The sequence below is a fragment of the Pseudomonas maumuensis genome (assembly GCF_019139675.1).
GTDB classification, from domain to species: domain Bacteria; phylum Pseudomonadota; class Gammaproteobacteria; order Pseudomonadales; family Pseudomonadaceae; genus Aquipseudomonas; species Aquipseudomonas maumuensis.
Genome location: NZ_CP077077.1, coordinates 5408864 through 5429882, shown reverse-complemented (window position 1 = coordinate 5429882; position 21019 = coordinate 5408864). Strand labels below are relative to the sequence as shown.

Here is a 21019-nt window from a genome sequence, read left to right as displayed (position 1 = left end):
CCGGGACACAGGAAGAACACAAGACGTCATGAGGACGAGGATGAGTGCAACAAGACTGATCGCAGCCCTGGCCATGGTGCTGCTCAGTGCCTGCAGCAAGGACACGCCGAGCGAGCCTGCCCCCGAGGCGGCGCCTGCCACGGGCGTCACCCTGTACTTCAGCGCCGCCGCCGGGCTCAACCCCGGTGCCAGCGGCATGCCCGCGCCGGTGCGGGTGCGCATCTACGAGTTGAAGAACAGCGCCGCCTTTGCCCGCGCCGACTACTTCGCCCTGGCCGAGCGTGCCCAGGCCACCCTGGCCGCCGACCTGATCGATCAGGATGAAGTCCTGCTCCAGCCCGGCGAGCAGCTGCGCCTGGAGCGCCCGCTCGACCCGGCCACGCGTCAGGTCGGCCTGGTGGTCGGCTACCGCGAGGTCGACCGCGCCCAGTGGCGCAGCGTGCTGCCGGTACCGCCCCGTGACTACCAGATCAGCCTCGATGTGCGCGCCGTGCGCAGCGCCGTGGCCACCCCACAACCTGAGCCTGCCCGCTAGGCAATCGGAGAAAGCATGTCCTGGAACAATCGCGTGGTCTGGTCGGAAGGGATGTTCATCACCACCCAGCACTTCCAGCAACACGACCGCTACCTGGAAAACTTCGTCGATGCCCGCAGCCGGCCGCTCAGTGCCGCCGCCTGGGGCTTTTCCGAACTGCTGATCGATCAGGGCCTGCTGGCCCAGGGCAAGCTGGCGATCCTCAGCGCCCGTGGCCTGCTGCCGGATGGCACGCCGTTCGATATTCCCCGTGACGACCTGCCGCCCGCGCCGCTGGAGATTCCCGACGACCTGCGCAACGGTGTGATCTACCTCGGCCTGCCGCTCAAGCGTGCCGGCGCCCGCGATACCGTCGATGACGGCGAGGTGCCTGACGGTGCGCGCTACGTCAGCCGCGTCAGCGAAGTGCGCGACGACAATGCCCCGTTCGAAAACCGCGCGCCGCTTGCCCTGGGCAGCCGTGCCCTGCGCCTGCTGCGCGCCGAGGATGGCCTGAGCGACTATGCCGCGCTGGGCGTGGTGCGTATCCGCGAGAAGCGTGCCGACCGCGCCCTCGTACTGGATGACAGCTACATCCCGCCGCTGCTCGACGTGGCCGCCAGCACCCAGCTCTCAGGCTTTCGTGGCGAGCTGCTGGGTCTGCTGCACCAGCGTGGCGAAGCCCTGGCTGGGCGCGTGGTCGCTTCGGCCAATGGCGGCGCCTCGGAGATCGCCGACTTCATGCTGCTGCAACTGGTCAACCGCGCCCAGCCGCTGGTCGAGCACCTCAACCAGCTGACGCCGCTGCACCCCGAGCGGCTGTACAGCGAGCTGGTGGCCCTGGCCGGCGAGTTCGCCACCTTCACCCGCGATGGTCGCCGGCCGCAAAGCTATCCGGTGTACCAGCACGACGACCTGGCGGCGACCTTCGCCCCGCTAATGGCCGCGCTGCGCGAGGCGCTGTCGATGCTGATCGACAGCAAGGCCGTGGCCATCCCCCTGGTCGAGAAGGCCTACGGCATCCACGTCGGCATGCTCGCCGACCGCAGCCTGCTCGACAGCGCCAGCTTCGTGCTGGTGGTGCGCGCCGACGTGCCCAGCGAGACCTTGCGCAGCCGCTTTGGCCAGCAGAGCAAGATCGGCGCGGTGGAGCACATCCGCGACCTGGTCAACCTGCAACTGCCGGGCATCGGCCTGCTGCCGCTGCCGGTGGCGCCACGGCAGATTCCGTTCCACGCCGGTTCCACCTACTTCGAACTCGACCGCGGCAGCGAACACTGGAAGCAGCTGCAGCATTCCGGTGGTTTTGCCTTCTACGTCGCCGGCGAGTTCCCCGGCCTGAACCTGGCCTTCTGGGCCATTCGAGGATAAGCCGCGATGCAATCGGACGATCCGCTCGCCAACGACCGCACCCAGTTCATGCCGCGCCCCGGTGGCCGAGGCCCGCAACCGGCAGCGCCGGGGCCTGCGCAAGCTGCGCCACCACCACCATTGAACGTGCCGGCCGAACCACTGGCGCCGGGTCAGGCGGCGGGCCTGAACCCGCTGGAGCAGGCGGCCGGTCCATTGCTGGCGCTGCTCACGCGCCTGCGCAACACCATCGCCCATCCGGCCCCGGCCAGCCTGCGTGCGCAACTGCTGGCCTATCTGCGCCAGTTCGAAGAGCGCGCCGAGGCCGCCGGCGTACCGCGCAACGAGGTGCTGCTGGCGCGCTATGCCTTGTGTACCGCGCTCGACGAGGCGGTGCTCAGCACACCCTGGGGCAGCGCCAGCGACTGGGGCAAGCAGAGCCTGCTGATCACCGTGCATAACGAGGCCTGGGGCGGCGAGAAGGTGTTCCAGCTGATGGAGCATTGCCTGCAGAGCCCGCGCGAACGCCTGCACCTGCTGGAGTTGCTGTACCTGTGTACCAGCCTTGGCTTCGAAGGCCGCTACCGGGTCATGAACGGTGGCCGCGCCCAGCTCGAGGCCCTGCGCGAGCGCACCGCCGCGACCATCCGCAGCGCCCGTGGCGAGTTCGAGCGCGAGCTGTCGCCGCACTGGCGCGGTGTCACCGTGGCCCGCGATCGCCTGGCGCAGTTCGTGCCGCCCTGGGTCGGCCTGGCGGTGGCCCTGGCGTTGCTGCTGCTGGTGCTGTTCGGCCTGCGCCTGAAGCTGGCGGCCGACGCGGAGCCGGTGTTCCGCGGCATTCATGCCCTGGGCGAGATCCCGGTGCAGGCCATGGACCGTCCGGTGGTGCAGCCCAAGCCCGTGGAGCGTCCACGCCTGGCCGGTTTCCTCGCCGAAGACATCAAGGCCGGTCGGGTCGCCGTGCAGGACGCGGTGGACCGTTCGGTGGTGACCATCCGTGGCGACGAACTGTTCGCCTCGGCCAGCGCCAGCATCAAGGGCGACTTCGAGCCGTTGATGCTGCGCATCGCCGAAGCCGTGGCGAAGGTGAAAGGCAACGTGAAAGTCACTGGCCACAGCGACAACCAGCGCATCGCCACGCTGCGCTTTCCGTCCAACTGGGCGTTGTCCCAGGCCCGCGCCGAAGAGGTGAAGAACCTCCTCGCCGCCCGCACCGGCCAGCCCGAGCGCTTCACCGCGCAGGGCCTGAGCGACACCGAACCGCTGGCGTCGAACGACAGCGCGCAAGGCCGGGCGAAGAATCGCCGGGTTGAAATCACCGTTCTGGCGGAGGGCGTCGAGTGAAGGCGTTTTTCAGTTTTGTCATTCGCTGGGTGATTCCGCTGCTGGGCCTGCTGGCCCTGAGCCTGATCATCTGGTTCCTTGGCCCGCTGCTGGACATGCTGGTGCCGGCAGCCCCGCGCCTGGTATTGATCGGCCTGTTGTTCACGGTGTGGATCGCCTACCGCGTGTGGCGCATCGTCCAGGCCCGCCGTCAGGCGGCCAAGGTCATGCAGAGCCTGGCCGCAGAGACCGCGCCGGATCCCGCCAGCGTGGCCACCGCCGAAGAGCTGGCGACCCTGCGCCAGCGCATGGACGAAGCCCTGGTGCTGCTGAAGAAAGCACGCCTGGGCGGCGATGAGCGACGCAACCTGTATGAACTGCCGTGGTACGTGATCATCGGCCCGCCCGGCTCGGGCAAGACCACCGCGCTGGTCAACTCCGGCCTGCACTTCCCGCTGGCGGCGCAACTGGGCGAGGGCGCCATCCGTGGCGTTGGCGGTACGCGCAACTGCGACTGGTGGTTCACCGACCAGGCCGTGCTGCTGGACACCGCTGGCCGCTACACCACCCAGGACAGCCATGTCCAGGTGGACAAGGCGGCCTGGCTGGGCTTCCTCGACCTGCTCAAGAGCCAACGCTCACGCCGCCCCATCGACGGTGCGTTCATCGCCATCAGCCTGTCCGACCTGCTGCTGGGCAGCGACGCCGAGCGCGCCGCCCATGCGGCGGCGATCCGTACCCGCATCCAGGAGCTGTACAGCCAGCTGGGCGTGCGCTTCCCGATCTACCTGATGCTGACCAAGCTCGACCTGGTGCCGGGGTTCATGGAGTTCTTCGACACCCTGAGCAAGGAAGAGCGCGCCCAGGTGTGGGGCATGACTTTCCCGCTCGACGACGGCCAGCAGGGCGACGGGCCTCTGGCGCAGTTCGCCAGTGAATTCGCCTTGCTGGAGCAGCGCCTGAACCAACGCCTGGTCGAGCGCCTGCAGCAGGAGCGCGATCCGGCGCGGCGCGACCTGGTCTACGGTTTCGTCCAGCAGTTCGCCGCCTTGCGCGGCAACCTGAAAACCTTCCTCGACGGTATCTTCAAGCCCAACGCCTTCGAAGAGCGTGCATTGCTGCGCGGCGTGTACTTCACCAGCGGTACCCAGGAAGGCAGCCCCATCGACCGCCTGATCGGCAGCATGGCCCAGAGCATGGGCCTGGACCGTACACACCTGGCGCGGCAGAACGGCACCGGGCGCAGCTACTTCATCGAGAAGCTGTTCAGCGCTGTGGCCTTTGCCGAGCGCGGCCTGGTCGGCAGCAACCCGAAGGTCGAGCAGCGGCGCAAGTGGATCGCCCGTGGCGCCCTGGCCCTGAGCGTGGCCCTGGTGCTGGTGGTCGGTACCCTGTGGACCCTGAGCTACCGCGCCAACCAGCAATACATCGCCGAGGTCGACAGCCGCCTCAAGCCGCTGGGCAAGAGCGTGCAGGAACTGAGCCCGGCGCAGCGCAACGTGGTCGAGGTGCTGCCGCTGCTCAATGGCGTGCGCCGCCTGGCCGAGGATCCGCCCGGCTGGGCCGAGGGCCTGGGGCTGTACCAGGGCGACATGCTCGAAGGCGAGTCGGACAGCGTCTATCGCAAGCTGCTGATCGCCATCTTCGCCCCGCGCCTGGTCACCCGCATCGAGGAGCAGCTGTACGCCGGTGGTCCGTCCGACTACCTCTACGAGGGGCTCAAGGCCTACTTGATGCTGGCCGACGGCGAACACTACGACGCCGAGTTCATCAAGGCCTGGGTCACCCTCGACTGGGAACGCAGCCTGCCGCGCGACCTGGCCCCGGACCTGCGCCAGGCCCTGGAGCAGCACCTGGCGGCGCTGTTCGACAAGCGCCCGCCGAACGCCCGCCTGGACCAGCGGCTGATCGACGACACCCGTCGCCAGCTGCAGCAACTGCCGCTGGCGCAACGGGTCTACGACCGGGTCAAGCGCCAGAAGCTGCCCGCCGGGGTCGGCGACTTCCGGGTCAGCGATGCCGCCGGGCGTGACGCCGCGCTGGTGTTCCGCTTCAAGAACGGCAAGCCGTTGAGCGAGCCGCTGCCGGGCATCTTCACCGTCGAGGGCTACCGCAAGGCCTTCCTCGCCGCCAGCCTGGCCCACAGCGAAACCCTGGCCGAGGAGCGCTGGGTGCTGGGCCGCGAGGCCAGCGAGTCGGCCGATGCCAAGCGCCTGGCCGACGATGTGCTGCAGCTGTACTACCAGGACTACATCCGCCATTGGGATGCCCTGTTGGCCGACCTGGACTTCGTGCCGATCACCAGCGTTGGACAGGCTGCCGATGTGCTGCGGGTGTTGTCCGGGCCGACCTCGCCGATGAAGAAGCTGCTGCAGGCGGTTGCCAAGGAGACCAACCTGGCGCAGCCGAGCACCCTCGACAAGGTCCAGGCCAAGGCCGAACAGGCCGGCGTCGATCAGTTGCGCCAACGCCTGGGCGGCCTGCTCGGTGATGCGCCGCTGCCCAGTGACAATCCGGCTGCCCGCGAGGTGGACCCGGTGACCGCGCACTTCGCTGAATTGGCCAGCCTGGTGGAAACCGGCGAAGGCCAGCCCGCGGCCATCGACGGCCTGCTCACCGACCTCAACGCCCTGTACGTGCAGGTCAGCGCCATGGTCGGTGCCAGTGGCGAGGCGCTGCTGGGCGAGGCCAAGAACCAGGCCCAGGCCGCCGCGCAGCGTGTTGCCCTGGGGGCCGCGAGGCAGCCGAAGGTGGTGCAGAACCTGGTGAGCTCGGTACTCGGCTCGACCCACAACCTGGTCATGGGCGGGGTGCGCAACCAGCTCAACGCCGCCTGGACCAGCGAAGTGGTCAACATCTACCGCCAGTCCCTCAGCGGCCGCTATCCGTTGGTGGCCGGCAGTTCGCGGGATGCGACCCTGGAGGACTTCGGCCAGTTCTTCGGCGTCGGCGGGGTGATGGACAACTACTTCCGCAAGTACCTGCAACCCTACGTCAATACGTCCAGCACGCCCTGGAGCTGGCAGCCGGGCGCGGCGCAGAAACTGGGGATCAACAGCAACGTGCTGTACACCTTCCAGCGCGCGGCGAGCATCCGCGACGCGTTCTTCCGCAACAGCAACGGCGTGCAGCCGGGGGTGCGCTTCGAGCTCAAGCCGGTGGCGATGGACGCGACCATCACCCAGTTCCTGCTCGACCTCGACGGCCAGCAGGTGAGCTACGACCACGGCCCGAGCCGGCCGGTGGCGTTGCAGTGGCCGAACCCCAACAGCATCGGCGTGGTTCGCCTGTCGATCTCGCCGCCCTCGGCCAGCGGTCGTTCGGGGCTGACCGTGGAAGGGCCGTGGGCCTGGTTCCGCCTGCTCGACCAGTCCGACCTGGTGGCAGGTGGCTCGCCGGAACGCTTCAACCTGCGCCTGCGCGTCGACGGCGCCAGCGTGTCCTACGAGCTGCGTGCCAGCAGCGCCTTCAACCCGTTCCGCAGCCGAGTGCTCAGCGGTTTCAGCCTGCCGGAGCATCTGTGAACGACGTGGGTTTCTACGGAAAGCTGGCCAGTCGCGGCGACTTCGTCAGCCGCGGTTTGCCGCACGGTTTCATCCAGCCCTGGGACCAGTGGCTGGCGGCGGGCATCCAGGCGAGCCAGCAGGCCCTGGGCGAGCGCTGGCTCGAGGCCTATCTGGTCAGCCCTTTGTGGCGTTTCGCCCTGGCGCCGGGGCTTTGTGGGCCCGAGGCGGTGGTCGGGGTGCTGATGCCGAGCATCGACCGGGTGGGACGGTACTTCCCGCTGACCGTGGCCCAGGTGCTGGAACCGGGGGAGCCGCTGGCACCTGTGGTGGCCGGGGCCGAGGAATGGTTCGAGGCGGTCGAGGAGACCTTGCTGGCGACGCTTGAGCCGGGTGCTGCCTTCGAGGATTTCGAGGCTGCCTTGCAGCCTTTTCGCGGCGCGAGGCCGCTTGTGCAGGAGCCGCGTGCGACGGTGGGCGGGCTGCAGCGGTTGGATGCAACCACGCCGCAGGGGCGCGCACTGGCCTTGGCCGAATGCGCCTGCGAAGGCATGAGCCTTTGGTGGGGCAGGGGTTCCGAACGGATCGCCCCGGGGCTGATGCGCTGTGCGGGCTTGCCGCGTAGCGAGGATTTCGCCGGTTTTCTATTGGGTAGCGAGGCGCGGATCGGATGACCGGCATGCAGTACACAGCGGCCAGCTACAGCCATGTCGGCATGGTGCGCAAGATCAACGAGGACGCCTGCCTGGAGTTGACCTGGGCGGGCCTGTGGGCGGTGGCCGACGGCATGGGCGGCCATGCGGCGGGCGATTATGTCAGCAGCCTGGCGGTCGATAGCCTGCGCAGCCTGCCGATGCTCGATTCCCTGGACGACTTTGCCGGCGAAGTGCGCGACGGCCTCGCCTGGGTCAACGGCATCGTGCGCGAGGAAACCGCGCGCCGCGGCGTGGCGATGATGGGCAGCACCGTGGTGGTGCTGGCCGCCCGAGGCGACCAGGCCATCGGCCTGTGGGCCGGCGACAGCCGCCTGTACCGCCTGCGCGACGGCCGTATCGAACGCCTGAGCCACGATCACAGCTACGTCCAGGAGCTGCAGGACAGCGGCCTGCTCAACGAAGCCGAAGCCCGTGTGCATCCTCGCGGCAACATCGTCACCCGCGCCATCGGCGTCGAGGACCACCTCGAGCTGCAGGCCGTCGCCTTGCAGGTGCAGCCCGGCGACACCTACCTGCTGTGCAGCGACGGCCTGACCAAGACCGCCGAGGACCACGAGATCGCCGAGGTGCTCGGCCACGCCGACCCTTATGAGGTGGTGCGCAGCCTCGTACACCTGGGGCTGACCCGTGGCGCCCCCGACAACATCACCGCCGTCGTCGTGAAGGCCAGCTGAAGACATCATGGACATGCAGATTCCCGGATTCGACATCGACAGCGAGCTTGGCCAGGGCGCCATGGCCAGCGTGTACCTCGCCACCCAGCGCTCCCTGGAGCGCAAGGTGGCGCTGAAGATCATGGCGGCGAGCCTGGCCGCCGACCCGACCTTCTGCGAGCGCTTCCTGCGCGAGGGCCGCACCCTGGCACGGCTGGCGCACCCGAACATCGCCACCATCCATGACATCGGCAATGTCGGCGAGCTGTACTACATGGCCATGGAGTACCTGCCCAGCGGCACGCTGAAGGAGCGGATCGCCGAGGGGCTGACGCCCGAGCAGGGCCTCGTCTACGTGCGCCAGATCGCCCAGGCGCTGGGTTATGCCCATGCCCAGGGCTTGGTACACCGCGACGTCAAGCCGGCCAACATCCTGTTCCGCGCCGACGGCACCGCGGTGCTGTCGGACTTCGGCATCGCCAAGTCGCTGGATGACCGCACCCAGTTCACCCAGGCCGGTTTCGCCGTCGGCACGCCGAGCTACATGAGCCCGGAGCAGGCGCGCGGCCTGGAGATCGATGGGCGCGCCGACCTGTATGCGTTGGGTGTGGTGCTGTACGAAATCCTCGTCGGCAAGCTGCCGTACAACGGCACCGATGCGTTGTCCACGGCGCTGGCGCACCTGACCGAGCCGCTGCCGGAGCTGCCCATCGAACATGGCCGCTACCAGGACATCCTGCGCGGTCTGCTGGCCAAGGACCCCAACCAGCGCTTCGCCGACGCGGCGGCGTTGCTGGCGGCGCTGGATCGCCTGACGGTCCAGGCGCCGGTCGAGGGCAACGACAGCACATTGGTCCGTCCGCTGCCGATCCCGCCACCGGCCATCCCGCAGCCGGTGTCCATCGACATTCCACAGGCCGTTGCCGCTCCGGTGAGCGAGCCTGCCCGGCGCTCCGAACCCAAGCCCGCGCCCGCTGCGAAGCCCGCCTCGAACAAGCCGGCCAAGGCCGTGCTGGCGGTGGCGATAGCGGCGGCGCTGGGTCTGGGGGGCGCGTTCTTCTGGTTGCTCGGCGGCAATGACGCGCCCGCGCCTGAAACGCCGGTGGTGCAGGCGCCCGCCGACAGCGTGGTCCCCACCGAACCCAAGATCACGCCGGTGGCCGCCTCGGACGACGGTCGTCCACTGCTGATGCCCGGCAAGAAGACCCTGTTCCAGCGTGTGCTGACCAAGCCCGACGCCCAGCTGGTGGCCCAGCCCGGTGATGCCGCCGGCGAGACACTGCCGGCGTTCTCCGTGCTCTATGTCTACCAGCGCAAGGACGTCGGCGGCCAGGCCTGGGTCCAGGTCGGTGCTGCCAGCGACGGCCAGCGCGACGGCTGGCTGCCAGCAGCACAGACCAGCGACTGGAAACAGAGCCTGGTGCTCAAGTTCACCGAACGCTCGGGCCGCTCGCCGGTGATGTTCATGCGCCAGGTGGACGATGTGCAGCATCTGCTCGACGACACCCCGCTGGCTCGCGACAGCCTGCTCAAGGCGCAGAACAACCCCGACCAGGTGCCCCAGGTGATGGCCCTGGAACCGGCGGCCAGCGCCGTGCCGCAGAACCAGTTCTACCTGATGCCGATCTTCGACTACCGCGAAAGCTTCGACGCCGGCGGCCAGCCGGTGCAACTGCTCAACATCGCCTCCATCGACCCCGGTGCCAGCGCCCGCGACAGCGCGCCGAAGGCGGCCGGCGTCACGGCGGTCGGCGACAACAGCTTCCGTACCGGCATCGTCCTGGTGGTGGACACCTCGGTGTCCATGCAGCCGTACATCGATCGGGTGCGCCAGGTGGTCAGCGAGCTGCAGCAGCAACTGGCGGCCCGTGGCGAGCTGGACAGCGTCAGCTTCGGCTTGGTCGGCTTTCGCAACAGCGTCAAGCGCACCCCGGGCCTGGAGTACCTGAGCAAGACCCTGGTCAGCCTGGAGCAGGGCCGCGATCCGGCGCGTTTCCTCAAGGCCGCCTCGCAGGTCAAGGCCACCAGCGTTTCCAGCCATTCGTTCAACGAGGACGCCTTCGCCGGGGTGATGCAGGCGGTCGAGGGCATGGACTGGTCCGGTTACGGTGGGCGCCTGATCCTGCTGGTCAGCGATGCTGGCGCGCTGCGCAAGAACGACCCGTTCAGCAGCACCCAGATGAACGAAGCCGAAGTGCGCCAGGCCGCGTTGAGCAAGCAGATCAAGATCTACGCCCTGCACCTGCGAACCCCCGCCGGGGTCAAGAACCATGGCGCGGCCGAGACCCAGTACCGCGTACTTACCGCCGACAGCAACCCGCAGATCGGCGACCTCTACGTCAGCGTGCCGGGCGGTGAAGTCGGTGCTTTCGGCGATCGCGTGCGCGAGATCGGCTCGACCTTCGCCGAGCTGGTGCATCAGGTGCGCAACCAGCAACCGCAACCGGTACCGCTGCTGACCTCGGCTTCGGGCCTGGCGGCCAAGTCGCAGGCCATCGGCTACGCCATGCACATGGACTTCCTTGGCCGCCACGGCGCCAGCCAGGCGCCGCAACTGGTCAGCGCCTGGACTGCCGACCGCGACCTGACCAACCCGACGCTGCCGACCCTGCAGGTGTGCGTGATGTTGACCAAGCTGCAGCTCAACGACCTGCAACAGTCGCTCAAGCTGATCGTCGATGCCGCGCGCAAGACGCGCAGCTCGCCGGGCGACTTCTTCAACGAGATCGCCAGCGCCAGTGCCTACATGAGCCGCGACCCCGGCGCGTTGCGCAAGGGCGCCAACCTGGCCCAGGGCGGCGTGCTCGGCGAGTACCTCGACGGCCTGCCGTACCGCAGCAAGTCCCTGAGCATGACCCAGGACTTGTGGCTGTCGCTGTCGGTGGCCGAGCAGGAAGACTTCATCGACGAACTGGACTCGAAGATCCGCCTGTACGAAACCTTCCACAACGACATGGCCAACTGGGTGCGCTTCGGCAAGGCCGAGCCTGGCGATGCCCTGTACCGTGTCCCGCTGTCGACGCTGCCGTGATGATCCGCCTGGACGGGGTGCGCAAGACGCGCGGGCAGGGTGCCCAGCGTTACAGCCTGCAGATCGACCGGTTGCACCTGGCGGCGGGCGAGCGGGTGGCGCTGGTCGGGCCCAGCGGCTGCGGCAAGAGCACCTTGCTCGACCTGCTGGCGCTGGTGCTGGCACCGGATGCGGCGCAGGGCTTCGCCCTGGGCGGCGAGGATGTCGCCGGGCTATGGCGTACCCGCCAGCTCGATCGCCTGGCCAGCTGGCGCAGCCGTCACCTGGGCTATGTGCTGCAGGCCGGTGGGTTGCTGGGTTTTCTCGATGTGCGCGGCAACATTCGCCTGCCTCGTCAACTGCTGGGGCTTGGCGATGATGGCAGCGTCGAGCGCCTGGCCGAAGCGTTGGATGTGCATGACCAGTTGGGCAAGAAGCCCGCCACCTTGTCCCTCGGCCAGCGCCAGCGGGTCAGCTGTGCCCGTGCGTTGGCCCATGGCCCGACGCTGTTGCTGGCCGACGAACCGACCGCCGCGCTCGACCCGGTCAACGCCGAGCGGGTGATGCAACTGTTGCTGCGCGAGGCCGAAGCGCGCCAGGTGACCTGCGTGGTCGCCACCCATGACGAAGCCCTGGCCCGCCAGGCCGGGCTGGCGGTGCTGCGCATGGCCTGCCGGCGCGAGGCCGACGGTGGCGTCACGGCGAGCCTGGAGAGGGCCGCCTGATGCGCCCGCTGCTGATCGCCGGGCTGGCCTGGCAGGACTACCGCAACGATGCGCGGCTGTCGGCGTGCGCCGTGCTGGCGCTGGTGGCGGTGATCGCGCCGCTGCTGGTGCTGTTTGGCCTGAAGTTCGGCCTGGTCGGCAGCCTGACCGAGCGCCTGCAGCGCGACCCGGGGGTGCGCGAGATCATTCCCCTGGGCGGTGGGCGCTTTCGCGCTGAGTTCATCGCGGAACTGGCACAGCGCCCGGGGGTGGCTTTCGCCATCCCGCGGACCCGACAGATCGCCGCCACCGCCGAACTGCTGCTGCCCGCCCACGGGCGTGGCCTGACGGTTGAGATGCTGCCCACCGCCGAGGGCGACCCCTTGCTGGCGCAGGTCGCTTCGCCGTCGGGGCTGCAACAGGTGGTGCTGAGCTTTACCGCTGCGGAAAAGCTCGGTGCCAAGGCCGGGGACGAACTGCAGGCCAGCTTCAGCCGCCAGCAGGCCGGGCAGATGCAATGGCGGCAGACGCGCCTGCAGGTCAGCAGCGTGTTGCCCCTGGCAGCGTTCGAGCGCGATGGTCTTTTCGCATCGTTGCAGTTGCTCGAAGCCGTCGAGGACTACCGCGATGGCCGCGCGGTGCCGGCACTGGACTGGCAGGGTGAGGCGCAGGGCAGCGTGGCGCAGCGGGTGTACCCGGCATTTCGCCTGTATGCCCGCGAACTGAACGATGTCGAGCCGCTGCGTCGGTTCTTCGCCGAACGCAAGTTGTTGGTCTCCACCCAGGCCGCGCAGATCGCCCAGGTGCAATCGCTCAGCCGCAATCTCGACCTGGTGTTCTGGATCATCGCCAGCCTGGCTGTGGCCGGTGCCTTGGCAGCCATCGCTGCCGGCGCCGTGGCGGCGGTCGAGCGCAAGCAGCGCGAGCTGGCAGTGCTGCGTCTGCTGGGTTTCGGCACTGCTGCGCTGCTGTTGTTCGTAGTGCTCCAGGCGCTCTACAGCGGCCTTTTGGCCGCCGCCGTGGCGGGGCTGTTGTACCTGCTCGCCGAACACGGCCTGAACCGACTTTTCATGCAGGTGCCGGGCGAGTTCGCCAGCCATCTGCTGCCCATGCACTACCTCGTTGCGTTGTGTGCCGTGCTGCTGGCCAGCACCGCCGCCGCCGCCCTGGGCGGCTGGCGGGTGGCGCGCATCGAGGCTTGCCAAGGAATACGTGATGTCTGATCGCCGTCTCGGGGCTGCCGCCCTGATCCTCACCGCGCTGAGCCTGGGGGCCTGCTCTCAGGCCGATGGCGACGACAAGGCCAAGCCGGTTACCCAGGCGCAGCCGGGGACTGAAAGCAAGTTCGACAACCCCAAGCCGTTGCCGGGCGATGTCAGCCTGCCGCTGCCCTGTGGCGGTGAGCTGGTGCTGCGCAGCGTCTATGTGCTGGCCCAGGGCAGCCTCGACGACCGCGAGGTCAATCTCGGCTACCCGTTCAGTGAGGGCGAGGCCGGCTACAAGCAGTCGTTCATCTCCGGTTACCGACGCGACTTCATCAACGGCCAGTTCAGCCTGCAGGACCTGGCGCCACAGTGGCAGAAGGCGGTTGCGCCAAGCCTGCCGAAGGTCGAGAAAGGCAGCCCGCTCACGCCGATGATGTACTTCATCGGCAAGTACGAAGTGACCGCCCGCCAGTACGCCCAGGTGATGGCCCAGGCGCAGTCGCTGGCCAGTGGCGAGGCGGCGCCGGCCTGCGCGGCGAGCAACGATGCCGCCGGGCGCCTGCCCAAGGTCAAGCTCTCGCGCTTCGAGGCCGAGCGCTTTGCCGCCGTCTACAGTGCCTGGTTGCTGAAGCACCACCGCGATCTGTTGCCGGTCAGTGGCCGTGGTAGCAAGGCCGAGGATGGCGGCATGGGCTTCGTGCGCCTGCCCACCGAAGTGGAATGGGAGTTCGCCGCCCGTGGCGGTTCGGCGGTCAGCCGCCAGGAGCTGGAAGGGCGGTTGTTCCCGCGCAAGGTCGAAGGCGCCGATAGCGAAGGGCCGCTGGGCGACTTCGCGGTGTTCAACCAGGTCGCCGGTGGTACCGGGCAGGCGGCGCGGCTGATGCCGATCGGCACCAAACAGCCCAACCCGCTGGGCTTGTTCGATGTGATCGGCAACGCCGCCGAGATGGTCCAGGAGTCGTTCCAGCTGGTCAACGCCGGGCGCCTGCAGGGCGCCTACGGCGGCTTCGTGGTCAAGGGCGGCAACTACCTCGAAGGCGAGGGCACCTTGTTCACCGGCATGCGCCGCGAGTACCCGCTGTTCGGCGTCGACGGCACCGAGCAGCGCAACGAGACCACCGGTTTCCGCGTGGCTATCGGCGCCCTGTCGGCGCCGCGTTCGCGCTATCAGACGCTGTTCGAGCAGTGGCAAAAGGAAGGTCGCCTGGCCGGCCTGACCGATGACATCGATGCCGTGCAGGATCCGACCAAGCGCCTGGACAGCATCATCGCCGCCGCCACCGACCCGCGCCAGCAGGCCGAGCTGGGGCTGGTCAACGAAGAGCTCAAGCGCAACGTTTCGCTGATCGCCCGCCAGCGCGAAGAAGCGGCCGGCAACCTGATCCAGTCCGCCGCCCTGGTGGCCGAGACCGTCAACAACTACAACATCCGCCTGACCAACCTGCAGAACACCCAGGCCAAGGCCGAGGCCTCCGGCGACCAGACCAGCGCGCGCATGTACGGCGCCGCCATCGCCAATGGCCGCGCCGCCCTCGACGGCGCCGTGGCGATCTACATCGACAACCTGGCCAGCGGCACGCGCTACACCGACGCGGTGATCCAGGCGCAGTTCCAGCGGGTCAAGGAAGAGCTCAATCGCAAGCCGGTGCTGGGCAACAGCCTGGTCACCCGCGCCACCCTGTTCGTCCGCCACGTCGGGGAGTACCGCCAGAACCGGCGGGCCGATCCGGCGACGATCCTCAAGGAGCTGCTGGCATCGGCCGCCCCGCGACCCTAAGGACAGTTCCCACAGAAAGGACTCCCGGGTGGCACGAGGCCCCCGGATACCGAGAAACCCAAGAAGAGAAACCAGACCATGTCCACCCGCAAACCCCTGATCACTGCATCCCAGGCCCGTACCGCGCTGCTGCTGGCAGCCGGTTTCAGCACCGTGCTGTTGAGCGGTTGCGCCAGCTCGCCGGCGTCCAAGGTCGGCGCCACGACCAAGGTCGAGTACTACCCCAACTGCTACGAGCCGGTGCAGCACCTGCGCTCCACCGACGGTGACATGACCCGCTCGGTGGCCACCGGCGCACTGCTCGGCGCGGTCGGCGGCGCGCTGACCGGCGCCCTGGTCGACAAGGAAAACCGCGGCCGCAACGCCGCCATCGGTGCCGCTGGCGGCGCCCTGGTCGGTGGTGCCGCCGGCTACTACACCGAACGCCAGAAGCAGATCAGCGACGACAAGCAGCGCATCGCGTCCTATGCGACCGACATCGACAAGAGCGCAGCCGACATGGACCGCACCACGGCCTACGCCAAGTCCTCGCAGAGCTGCTACCAGCGTGAGTTCGCCAGCCTGATCCAGAACCGCAAGGCTGGTCGCATCAATGACACCGAGGGCCGTAAGCGCCTGGCCGAGATCGTCGCCGGCCTGCAGGAGTCGAACAACCTGCTGACCACCGTGAACGGTCGTCTGGGTGAGAACCTCAACAACTACACCCAGGCCTACGAGCAGGATCTCAAGCAAGTGGGCGTGCAGCGCACCGAAGTGGTCGCCGTGGCCGAGCCGCCGAAGGTGGCGACCACCGGCAAGAAGAAGGATGTGAAGAAGGTCCAGCCGGCCAAGACCAACACCAAGGTGCCACAGGAAGCGGTGGCCACCGAAAAGACCCTGCAGAACGCCAACGGCAAGAAAGCCGAGGCCCAGCAGGTGGCCAAGGCGGGTACCGACCAGGTCAACGCCATGTGCCGCAACCCGGACATGGGTGACTGGGCGCCGGTGCCGTGCCCGAACGTGTGATACCGCAGCAGGGGGCGCTTTGCGCCCCATTCGCTGCGGTTCGTCGCCACGACAAGCCTCAGCGAATGGGCTGCGAAGCAGCCCCCGAGGACACCGAGCATTGTGTAAGGAAAACGATTCGTGACAGACCTGCTCTCCAATCCCCTGGGCAGCACTTCGCAATTCATGGCGCGCCAGCGCATGCAGGGCCGCATCGATCAGCAGAAGCTGTTCAAGGCCATCGACGCCGACCCCGGCATCGTCGGCGCAGGTGTCGTGTACATCGATGCCGATTACAACGTCATCACCCTGCGCGAGTTCCAGCCGATCTGCAGCATCAAGCCCAAGCGCATCATTCTGCGCGAGGCGCCTCGCTACACCTCGCCCGAGCAGTTCATGAACCAGTTGCAGACCAACCCACGCGAAGCTCGGGTGGTGAAGGAAGCAGTCAACACCACATTGTCCTGCGCCGGCGCCGTGCTGGGCTGGATCGTCATGTTCAGCGGCACCATCGCCGTGCCGTTTTCCGGCGGAGCCAGCTTGGCGTTGACTGTCGCAGGCTATGCCGCGGCAACCGCCAGTACCGCGCAATGCGGGATCGGCCTGGTGAGGACCGCTTTCGAGGCAACCGACCCTTCGCTCAATGACGCGCTGGACCAGGAGGCGTGGTACCAGGCGGCCACTCCTGTGCTCGATGCCGTGTCGCTGATGGGCGTGGGGGCTTCAGGGCTTACGACGCTGAAGTTTCTCCAGGTGCGCAAGGCGGCGACCGGCAACAGCTGGTATCAGCTGACCCGTTCGCTGAGTCGACAGCAACGCAAGGCACTCACCACGGAATTGCTGATGATCAAGCATCCGACTCTGACGGCCAAGCAGTTGAAACTCCGACAAAGTGCGGGTGAGCTGGTCAAACGCTTCACGCCTACGCAGATCAGTCATTCCACGCAGACGCTGATCAAGGACTCACTGGGTGGCTTCATTGGCCTTGCCGGCAGCGGTACTGTGCAGGGGATGGCTGTAGGGCTTTACGAGGAAATAACCGAATGACCCGGCATCCTGAGCTGAAGGGTTTTCTCCAGCGTTACTTCGGCGTGTTCATCGGTGCCTATTTTTCGTCGATCATCGCCGTGGCCTGGACCTTTGCATTGGTGTGGAGCACCTATTGCCGAAGCTGCTCGAAGGACGGGGTACTTCCCTGGAGCCTGCTGGCGACATTGACAATCTTCATGCTGGGACACGGCGCCGTGGTTCGCGGGCGCGCCTGGGGTGCATGGTTGGTGGCAGGGCTGTGCGTGGGATGCATGGTGCTCACGCTTGCGACCTATGGGCATCGTCCCAACCTGTTCATCTACACCAGCAGCCTGTTGGCTGCGTTGGTGACCTTGCTGTTGCTCAACTGCCAACGATACCGGGAGATGCGTATCCGCCTGGCGGAGTATCGGGCGAAGAGACGCCTGGCGCGACAGGCGCGCCGATGAGCTCGGATAGCTCGGCACGGTTCATGGCCCGTTACTTTCCTGTCTTTTTGCTGGGCATCTTCATGTCGATCCTTCCGGTGGCCATGACGGCGACGCTTTGGTTCGACACCTACTGGCGTAACCATCCGGACAACCCTCTCTACTCCGTGATGGTCACTGGTGGGCTGGTAGTGCTGTTGTGCCTGGGTCATATCGCTATGGTTCGCGGGCTGAATGGGGCACTGTGGATGATATTGCCAGTGCTGGCGGTTGCCTTGCTGACGGCGTTGAGCTTGATCGGGAGCAGTCTGCATACAGTGTTGCAGCTCGCGGCGCTGGTGCTGCCATTACTGGCAATGCTGGTGTTCAACAGCCAGCGGCATCGGGAGATGCGCCGGCTGTTGGTGGAACTGCGCAAGAAGAGGCGCTAGCCCGCTTCTACAGATCCGCCGCAAGGGCGTCGATTTGCTCCTGCCGCTCGGCCTGGTTGACCCGCGCCCCGGGATTGAGCGTGGACCACTGCGGATGCGCTCGCGCCTTGCGCAAGGCCTCGGGCAGCTTGCCTTCGCGCCAGCCTTTGTCCTCCGGCGCCGCCAGGCGGATGCTGTCCTGCGCCGCGTGGCCGCGTGCCTCCAGGGCCAGCATCAACTGTTGCTGACGCAGCGCCAGCAGGCGCAGCACGGCGTCATCCACCGTCAACTCGCGCTGGCCCTTGAGCTTGCCCATCAGGCGCGAGCCATAGTTGCGCGCGGTCTGCAGCGCGCCGCCGGCAATGGCCCCGGCGAGCGCGGCGGCGCCCAGGGTCAGACCGCCAACTAGCAGGTCGACGCCGGCACCTGCCGCCGCGCCCGCCGCCACGCCGCTGCCCAGGCGCACACCGAGCAGCTTCAGGGTCTCCGGATTGAACAGGTCGTCGCCCCAGCGCCCATCGAGCAGCGGCAAGTCGCCGGCATTTGCATCCTCGCGGCGGAACGCATACAGCTTGAGCAGCGCCTCGACACAGCGTTGCTCGCGCTGGCGCACCGCCTGGCGCAGGGCTTCGATGGCCTGCGCCTCGGCGGCGGGCTCGGCCTCTACGCTGCGTCGGCAGGCGGCGCAGTCGAGCAGCAGCTCGGCGACCAAACGCTTGCCGCTGTGGCGGCGGGCTTCACGCTGGGCCTGCTGGTCATCGATCAGCCGTTGCAGGGCAGGACGGGCCTCTTCCAGCAGCAGCGCCAGGCTTTCGTAGAGGCGGCGCTCGCCATCCTCGGGTGGGGCCACGCTGTCGAAACGCACCAGCGCATGCAAGCCCAGGCGCGCCAGTGCCTCGCGCCACTCGGGCTCGCGGTGCTGGCTGCTGGCAACGAAGTTGAGCACCGGCAACAGCGGCTTGCCGCAGCTGGCCAGCACCTCCAGCTCGTCGCGGTACTTGGCCAGCACCGGTTCGCGGGCGTCGATCACATACAGGCCGGCATGGCTCGCCAGCAGCTGGCGCAGCACCTTGGCTTCCTGCTCGAAGCGCTGCCGCGCCTCGCTGCCTTGGAGGAAACGTTCAAGGCGAGCGGGACCGTCCAGGCGCTCGCCCGGGCGTTCGAGGCGCTCCAGGTAGTCGAGCAGGGCGATGGCGTCCTCCAGGCCAGGGGTGTCGTACAGCTCCAGCAACGGCTCGCCGTCCACCGACAGGCGGGCGCCTTCGACATGGCGGGTGGTGCTGGGGCGATGCGAGACCTCGCCGAAGCCGACATCGCGGGTGAGGGTGCGCAGCAGCGAGGTCTTGCCGACGTTGGTGTGGCCGACCACGGCCAGTTTCAGCGGCTCAGTCATGGCCATGCTCCAGCCAGGTCAGGGGCGAGGTGTCGGCATGGGGCAGGCCCAGGCGGTCGAGGGCCTCGTGCCAGTCGCCCAGGCGCGCCGCATCCAGGGCCTGGCCGGGTTGTGCCTGCAGCAGCCAGATGCGCGTGGCGCCGGCGTTGCGCGCCAGTTCAGCGAGCAAGGCCAGGCTGCCACGGTCGGGCGAGCGACGCGGGTCGCAAGCGATGGCCAGGCGCGCCGGGGGGAAACGGCTGAGTTGCTCGAGCAGCTTGTTGCGCGACTCGCGGCTGTCGAGCACGCCCGCATGGGTGACCGAGCGGGGCAGTGCGGGCGGCCAGGGGCGCTGGTCGTCCAGCTCCAGGCCGACCAGCAGGGCACCGCCGCTGTCGCGCTCCAGCTGGCCGGCCTCGAAGCGGGGCAGCGTGTCGGGGGCTGCGTCCTGCACGCCGAGGCGTTCGCTGCGCGGCATCAGGGCTTCGCGCAACTGCGCGTAGCCGGGCAGGTTGAGGTCCAGCGCCAGGCGCTCGCGGCCCTGGCGCCAGCGCCACAGGCACAGCGCGGCCAGAGCCAGGCGCGGCAGCAGGCCGTAGACCAGGACCACGCCGAGCAGCCAGCTGGCCCAGGCCTGACGGGCCAGATCGAGTGCCGGCAGGGTGTCGCCGCTGGCGCGAATCATCGCCTCGTCGGGCACGGCGAAACCAAGCAGCGAGGGCAGTGTGCCGAGGGTCTGGGTGAGGCTGATGAAAGGTTCGGCGGCAAGCAGCGTGGTTTCCCAGACGAAGCCGTAGCGTCGCGTCGCCAATAGGGCCAGGAGCATGCCCAGCGCCGCGAGCATCGTCAGTGACCACAGGCCATGCACCAACAGGCCGAGCAGCCAGCGGTTCAGGCGCTGGCGCTGCAGCAGCACCAGCAGCGCGGGGGCCAGTTGCGCGGCCTTGGCGTCACGGGCAAAACGCTCGCTTAGCCACAGCCATAGGCGGCCCAGCGCCGCGCCTTGCTCACCGGCGAAAAAGAAACCCACGGCCCAGCCAAGCAGCAGCACGAGGTTCAGCCCGAGCAGGCTGCCCAGGGCCCAGAACACGTTCACCGGCCGCTGGCCGTCGCTCAGGGCCGCCAGCCCCAGGCCGGCGCCACTGAACAGGGCCAGGACCATCAAGCTCAGCAGTGCCAGCCGTGCGCCCTGCTTCCAGTGGCGCAGCGCCGTGTCCATGCCGTCGCGCTCGGCCAGCCACAGGGCGCGGGCTTCGATGCGCGTGGCCAGGTCGCCGCCCTGCTGGCGGGCGCGGCGGTTGGCTTCCTGGTCTTCCAGGGGCCCGGCGTGTTCCTCGCGCAGGCGTACCGCTTCGGTGAGCCAGCGCTTGTCGAGTGGAGTCGGTGCAGTCACAAGCTCTTCCATTGCACAGGTCAGGGCGCAAGCATAACCCAGACGTCGGATAACTCGTTTTATGAGCTATCTTCGTCAGATGATTAGATATCTTCTTATGGGTTGTTTGGTATTCTCGCCGCCATGAACAGACCACTTCCTCTCTGCCTGATTGCTGCCATTGGCTTGCAGCGAGTAATCGGGTTACGCAACCAAATGCCCTGGCACCTGCCGGGGGACTTCAGGTTCTTTAAGTCTCAGACCATGAATAAGCCCATCATCATGGGGCGTAAGACCTGGGACTCTTTAGGACGTGCCTTGCCCGGAAGGCTGAATATCGTCGTCAGCCGTCAGGCAAACCTAGAGCTCGATGGCGCAGAGGTTTTCTCCTCTTTAGAGGAAGCTTTGGTACGAGCGGACGAGTGGGCACGAGATAAAGGCGTTGATGAGTTGATGCTCATCGGTGGTGCGCAGCTGTATGGCGAAGCGCTGGAGAAAGGCCTGGTCAATCGAATGTATCTGACGCAGGTGGACTACTCTGGGGAGGGCGATGCGTGGTTCCCCGAATTCGACAAGGGCCAGTGGAACCGTACAAAGATGACTCCGCAGCCTGCTGAAACCAGCGGGCCTGAGTATCACTTCGAGGTTTGGGACAAGGTCTGAAGTACT

General features: G+C 67.7%; 17 protein-coding genes. 15 read left to right on the top strand and 2 right to left on the bottom strand.

The window, feature by feature from the left end; genetic code table 11:
• Positions 1 to 40 precede the first annotated feature (40 nt).
• The 14 genes from tssJ to KSS90_RS24075 all read left to right on the top strand — a co-directional run bounded on the left by tssJ (position 41) and on the right by KSS90_RS24075 (position 17627).
• Positions 41 to 535, top strand: coding sequence for a type VI secretion system lipoprotein TssJ (tssJ, locus tag KSS90_RS24140; protein ID WP_094011582.1), 495 nt, complete (start codon positions 41 to 43; stop codon positions 533 to 535).
• Positions 536 to 550: 15 nt separating this feature from the next.
• Complete coding sequence (gene tssK / locus KSS90_RS24135) at positions 551 to 1885, top strand: type VI secretion system baseplate subunit TssK (protein ID WP_217867562.1); 1335 nt, start codon at positions 551 to 553, stop codon at positions 1883 to 1885.
• 6 nt (positions 1886 to 1891) lie between these two features.
• On the top strand, positions 1892 to 3208 hold the full coding sequence (locus KSS90_RS24130) for a DotU family type VI secretion system protein (protein ID WP_038707182.1): 1317 nt from the start codon (positions 1892 to 1894) through the stop codon (positions 3206 to 3208).
• Complete coding sequence (gene tssM, locus KSS90_RS24125) at positions 3205 to 6711, top strand: type VI secretion system membrane subunit TssM (RefSeq protein ID WP_217867561.1); 3507 nt, start codon at positions 3205 to 3207, stop codon at positions 6709 to 6711. The genes KSS90_RS24130 and tssM overlap by 4 nt, the downstream gene beginning before the upstream one ends.
• Positions 6708 to 7364, top strand: coding sequence for a type VI secretion system-associated protein TagF (gene tagF, locus KSS90_RS24120; protein ID WP_217867560.1), 657 nt, complete (start codon positions 6708 to 6710; stop codon positions 7362 to 7364). The genes tssM and tagF overlap by 4 nt, the downstream gene beginning before the upstream one ends.
• A complete protein-coding gene (locus tag KSS90_RS24115; RefSeq protein ID WP_217867559.1) occupies positions 7361 to 8080 on the top strand; it encodes a PP2C family protein-serine/threonine phosphatase in 720 nt (239 codons plus the stop codon). Before tagF ends, KSS90_RS24115 begins: the two co-directional genes overlap by 4 nt.
• A 7-nt stretch (positions 8081 to 8087) precedes the next feature.
• Entirely contained in the window at positions 8088 to 11090 is a 3003-nt protein-coding gene (locus KSS90_RS24110) for a serine/threonine-protein kinase (RefSeq protein ID WP_217867558.1), read from the top strand.
• Positions 11090 to 11794, top strand: coding sequence for an ABC transporter ATP-binding protein (locus tag KSS90_RS24105; RefSeq protein WP_217867557.1), 705 nt, complete (start codon positions 11090 to 11092; stop codon positions 11792 to 11794). The genes KSS90_RS24110 and KSS90_RS24105 overlap by 1 nt, the downstream gene beginning before the upstream one ends.
• Positions 11794 to 12996 carry an FtsX-like permease family protein gene (locus KSS90_RS24100; protein ID WP_217867556.1) on the top strand — a complete coding sequence of 401 codons (1203 nt, stop codon included), beginning with the start codon at positions 11794 to 11796 and terminating at the stop codon, positions 12994 to 12996. The genes KSS90_RS24105 and KSS90_RS24100 overlap by 1 nt, the downstream gene beginning before the upstream one ends.
• On the top strand, positions 12989 to 14755 hold the full coding sequence (locus tag KSS90_RS24095; protein ID WP_217867555.1) for a formylglycine-generating enzyme family protein: 1767 nt from the start codon (positions 12989 to 12991) through the stop codon (positions 14753 to 14755). The genes KSS90_RS24100 and KSS90_RS24095 overlap by 8 nt, the downstream gene beginning before the upstream one ends.
• Positions 14756 to 14833: 78 nt before the next feature.
• Entirely contained in the window at positions 14834 to 15760 is a 927-nt protein-coding gene (gene tagQ, locus KSS90_RS24090) for a type VI secretion system-associated lipoprotein TagQ (protein ID WP_217867554.1), read from the top strand.
• A 165-nt stretch (positions 15761 to 15925) separates the two neighbouring features.
• Positions 15926 to 16786, top strand: a complete 861-nt coding sequence (ssp4, locus tag KSS90_RS24085) for an Ssp4 family T6SS effector (protein WP_052062269.1) — start codon at positions 15926 to 15928, stop codon at positions 16784 to 16786.
• Complete coding sequence (locus KSS90_RS24080; RefSeq protein ID WP_217867553.1) at positions 16783 to 17217, top strand: hypothetical protein; 435 nt, start codon at positions 16783 to 16785, stop codon at positions 17215 to 17217. Before ssp4 ends, KSS90_RS24080 begins: the two co-directional genes overlap by 4 nt.
• Positions 17218 to 17240: 23 nt before the next feature.
• A complete protein-coding gene (locus KSS90_RS24075) occupies positions 17241 to 17627 on the top strand; it encodes a hypothetical protein (protein WP_217867552.1) in 387 nt (128 codons plus the stop codon).
• Positions 17628 to 17634: 7 nt separating this feature from the next.
• On the opposite strand, the gene KSS90_RS24070 is transcribed toward KSS90_RS24075, so the two are convergent.
• Together KSS90_RS24070 and KSS90_RS24065 are read right to left on the bottom strand one after the other, a co-directional pair.
• Entirely contained in the window at positions 17635 to 18999 is a 1365-nt protein-coding gene (locus tag KSS90_RS24070) for a GTPase/DUF3482 domain-containing protein (RefSeq protein ID WP_217867551.1), read from the bottom strand.
• Positions 18992 to 20383, bottom strand: coding sequence for a DUF2868 domain-containing protein (locus KSS90_RS24065; protein ID WP_217867550.1), 1392 nt, complete (start codon positions 20381 to 20383; stop codon positions 18992 to 18994). The genes KSS90_RS24070 and KSS90_RS24065 overlap by 8 nt, the downstream gene beginning before the upstream one ends.
• A 111-nt stretch (positions 20384 to 20494) precedes the next feature.
• Here KSS90_RS24065 and KSS90_RS24060 point away from each other — a divergent pair, with 111 nt between their 5' ends.
• On the top strand, positions 20495 to 21013 hold the full coding sequence (locus KSS90_RS24060) for a dihydrofolate reductase (RefSeq protein WP_217867549.1): 519 nt from the start codon (positions 20495 to 20497) through the stop codon (positions 21011 to 21013).
• Positions 21014 to 21019: the final 6 nt, after the last annotated feature.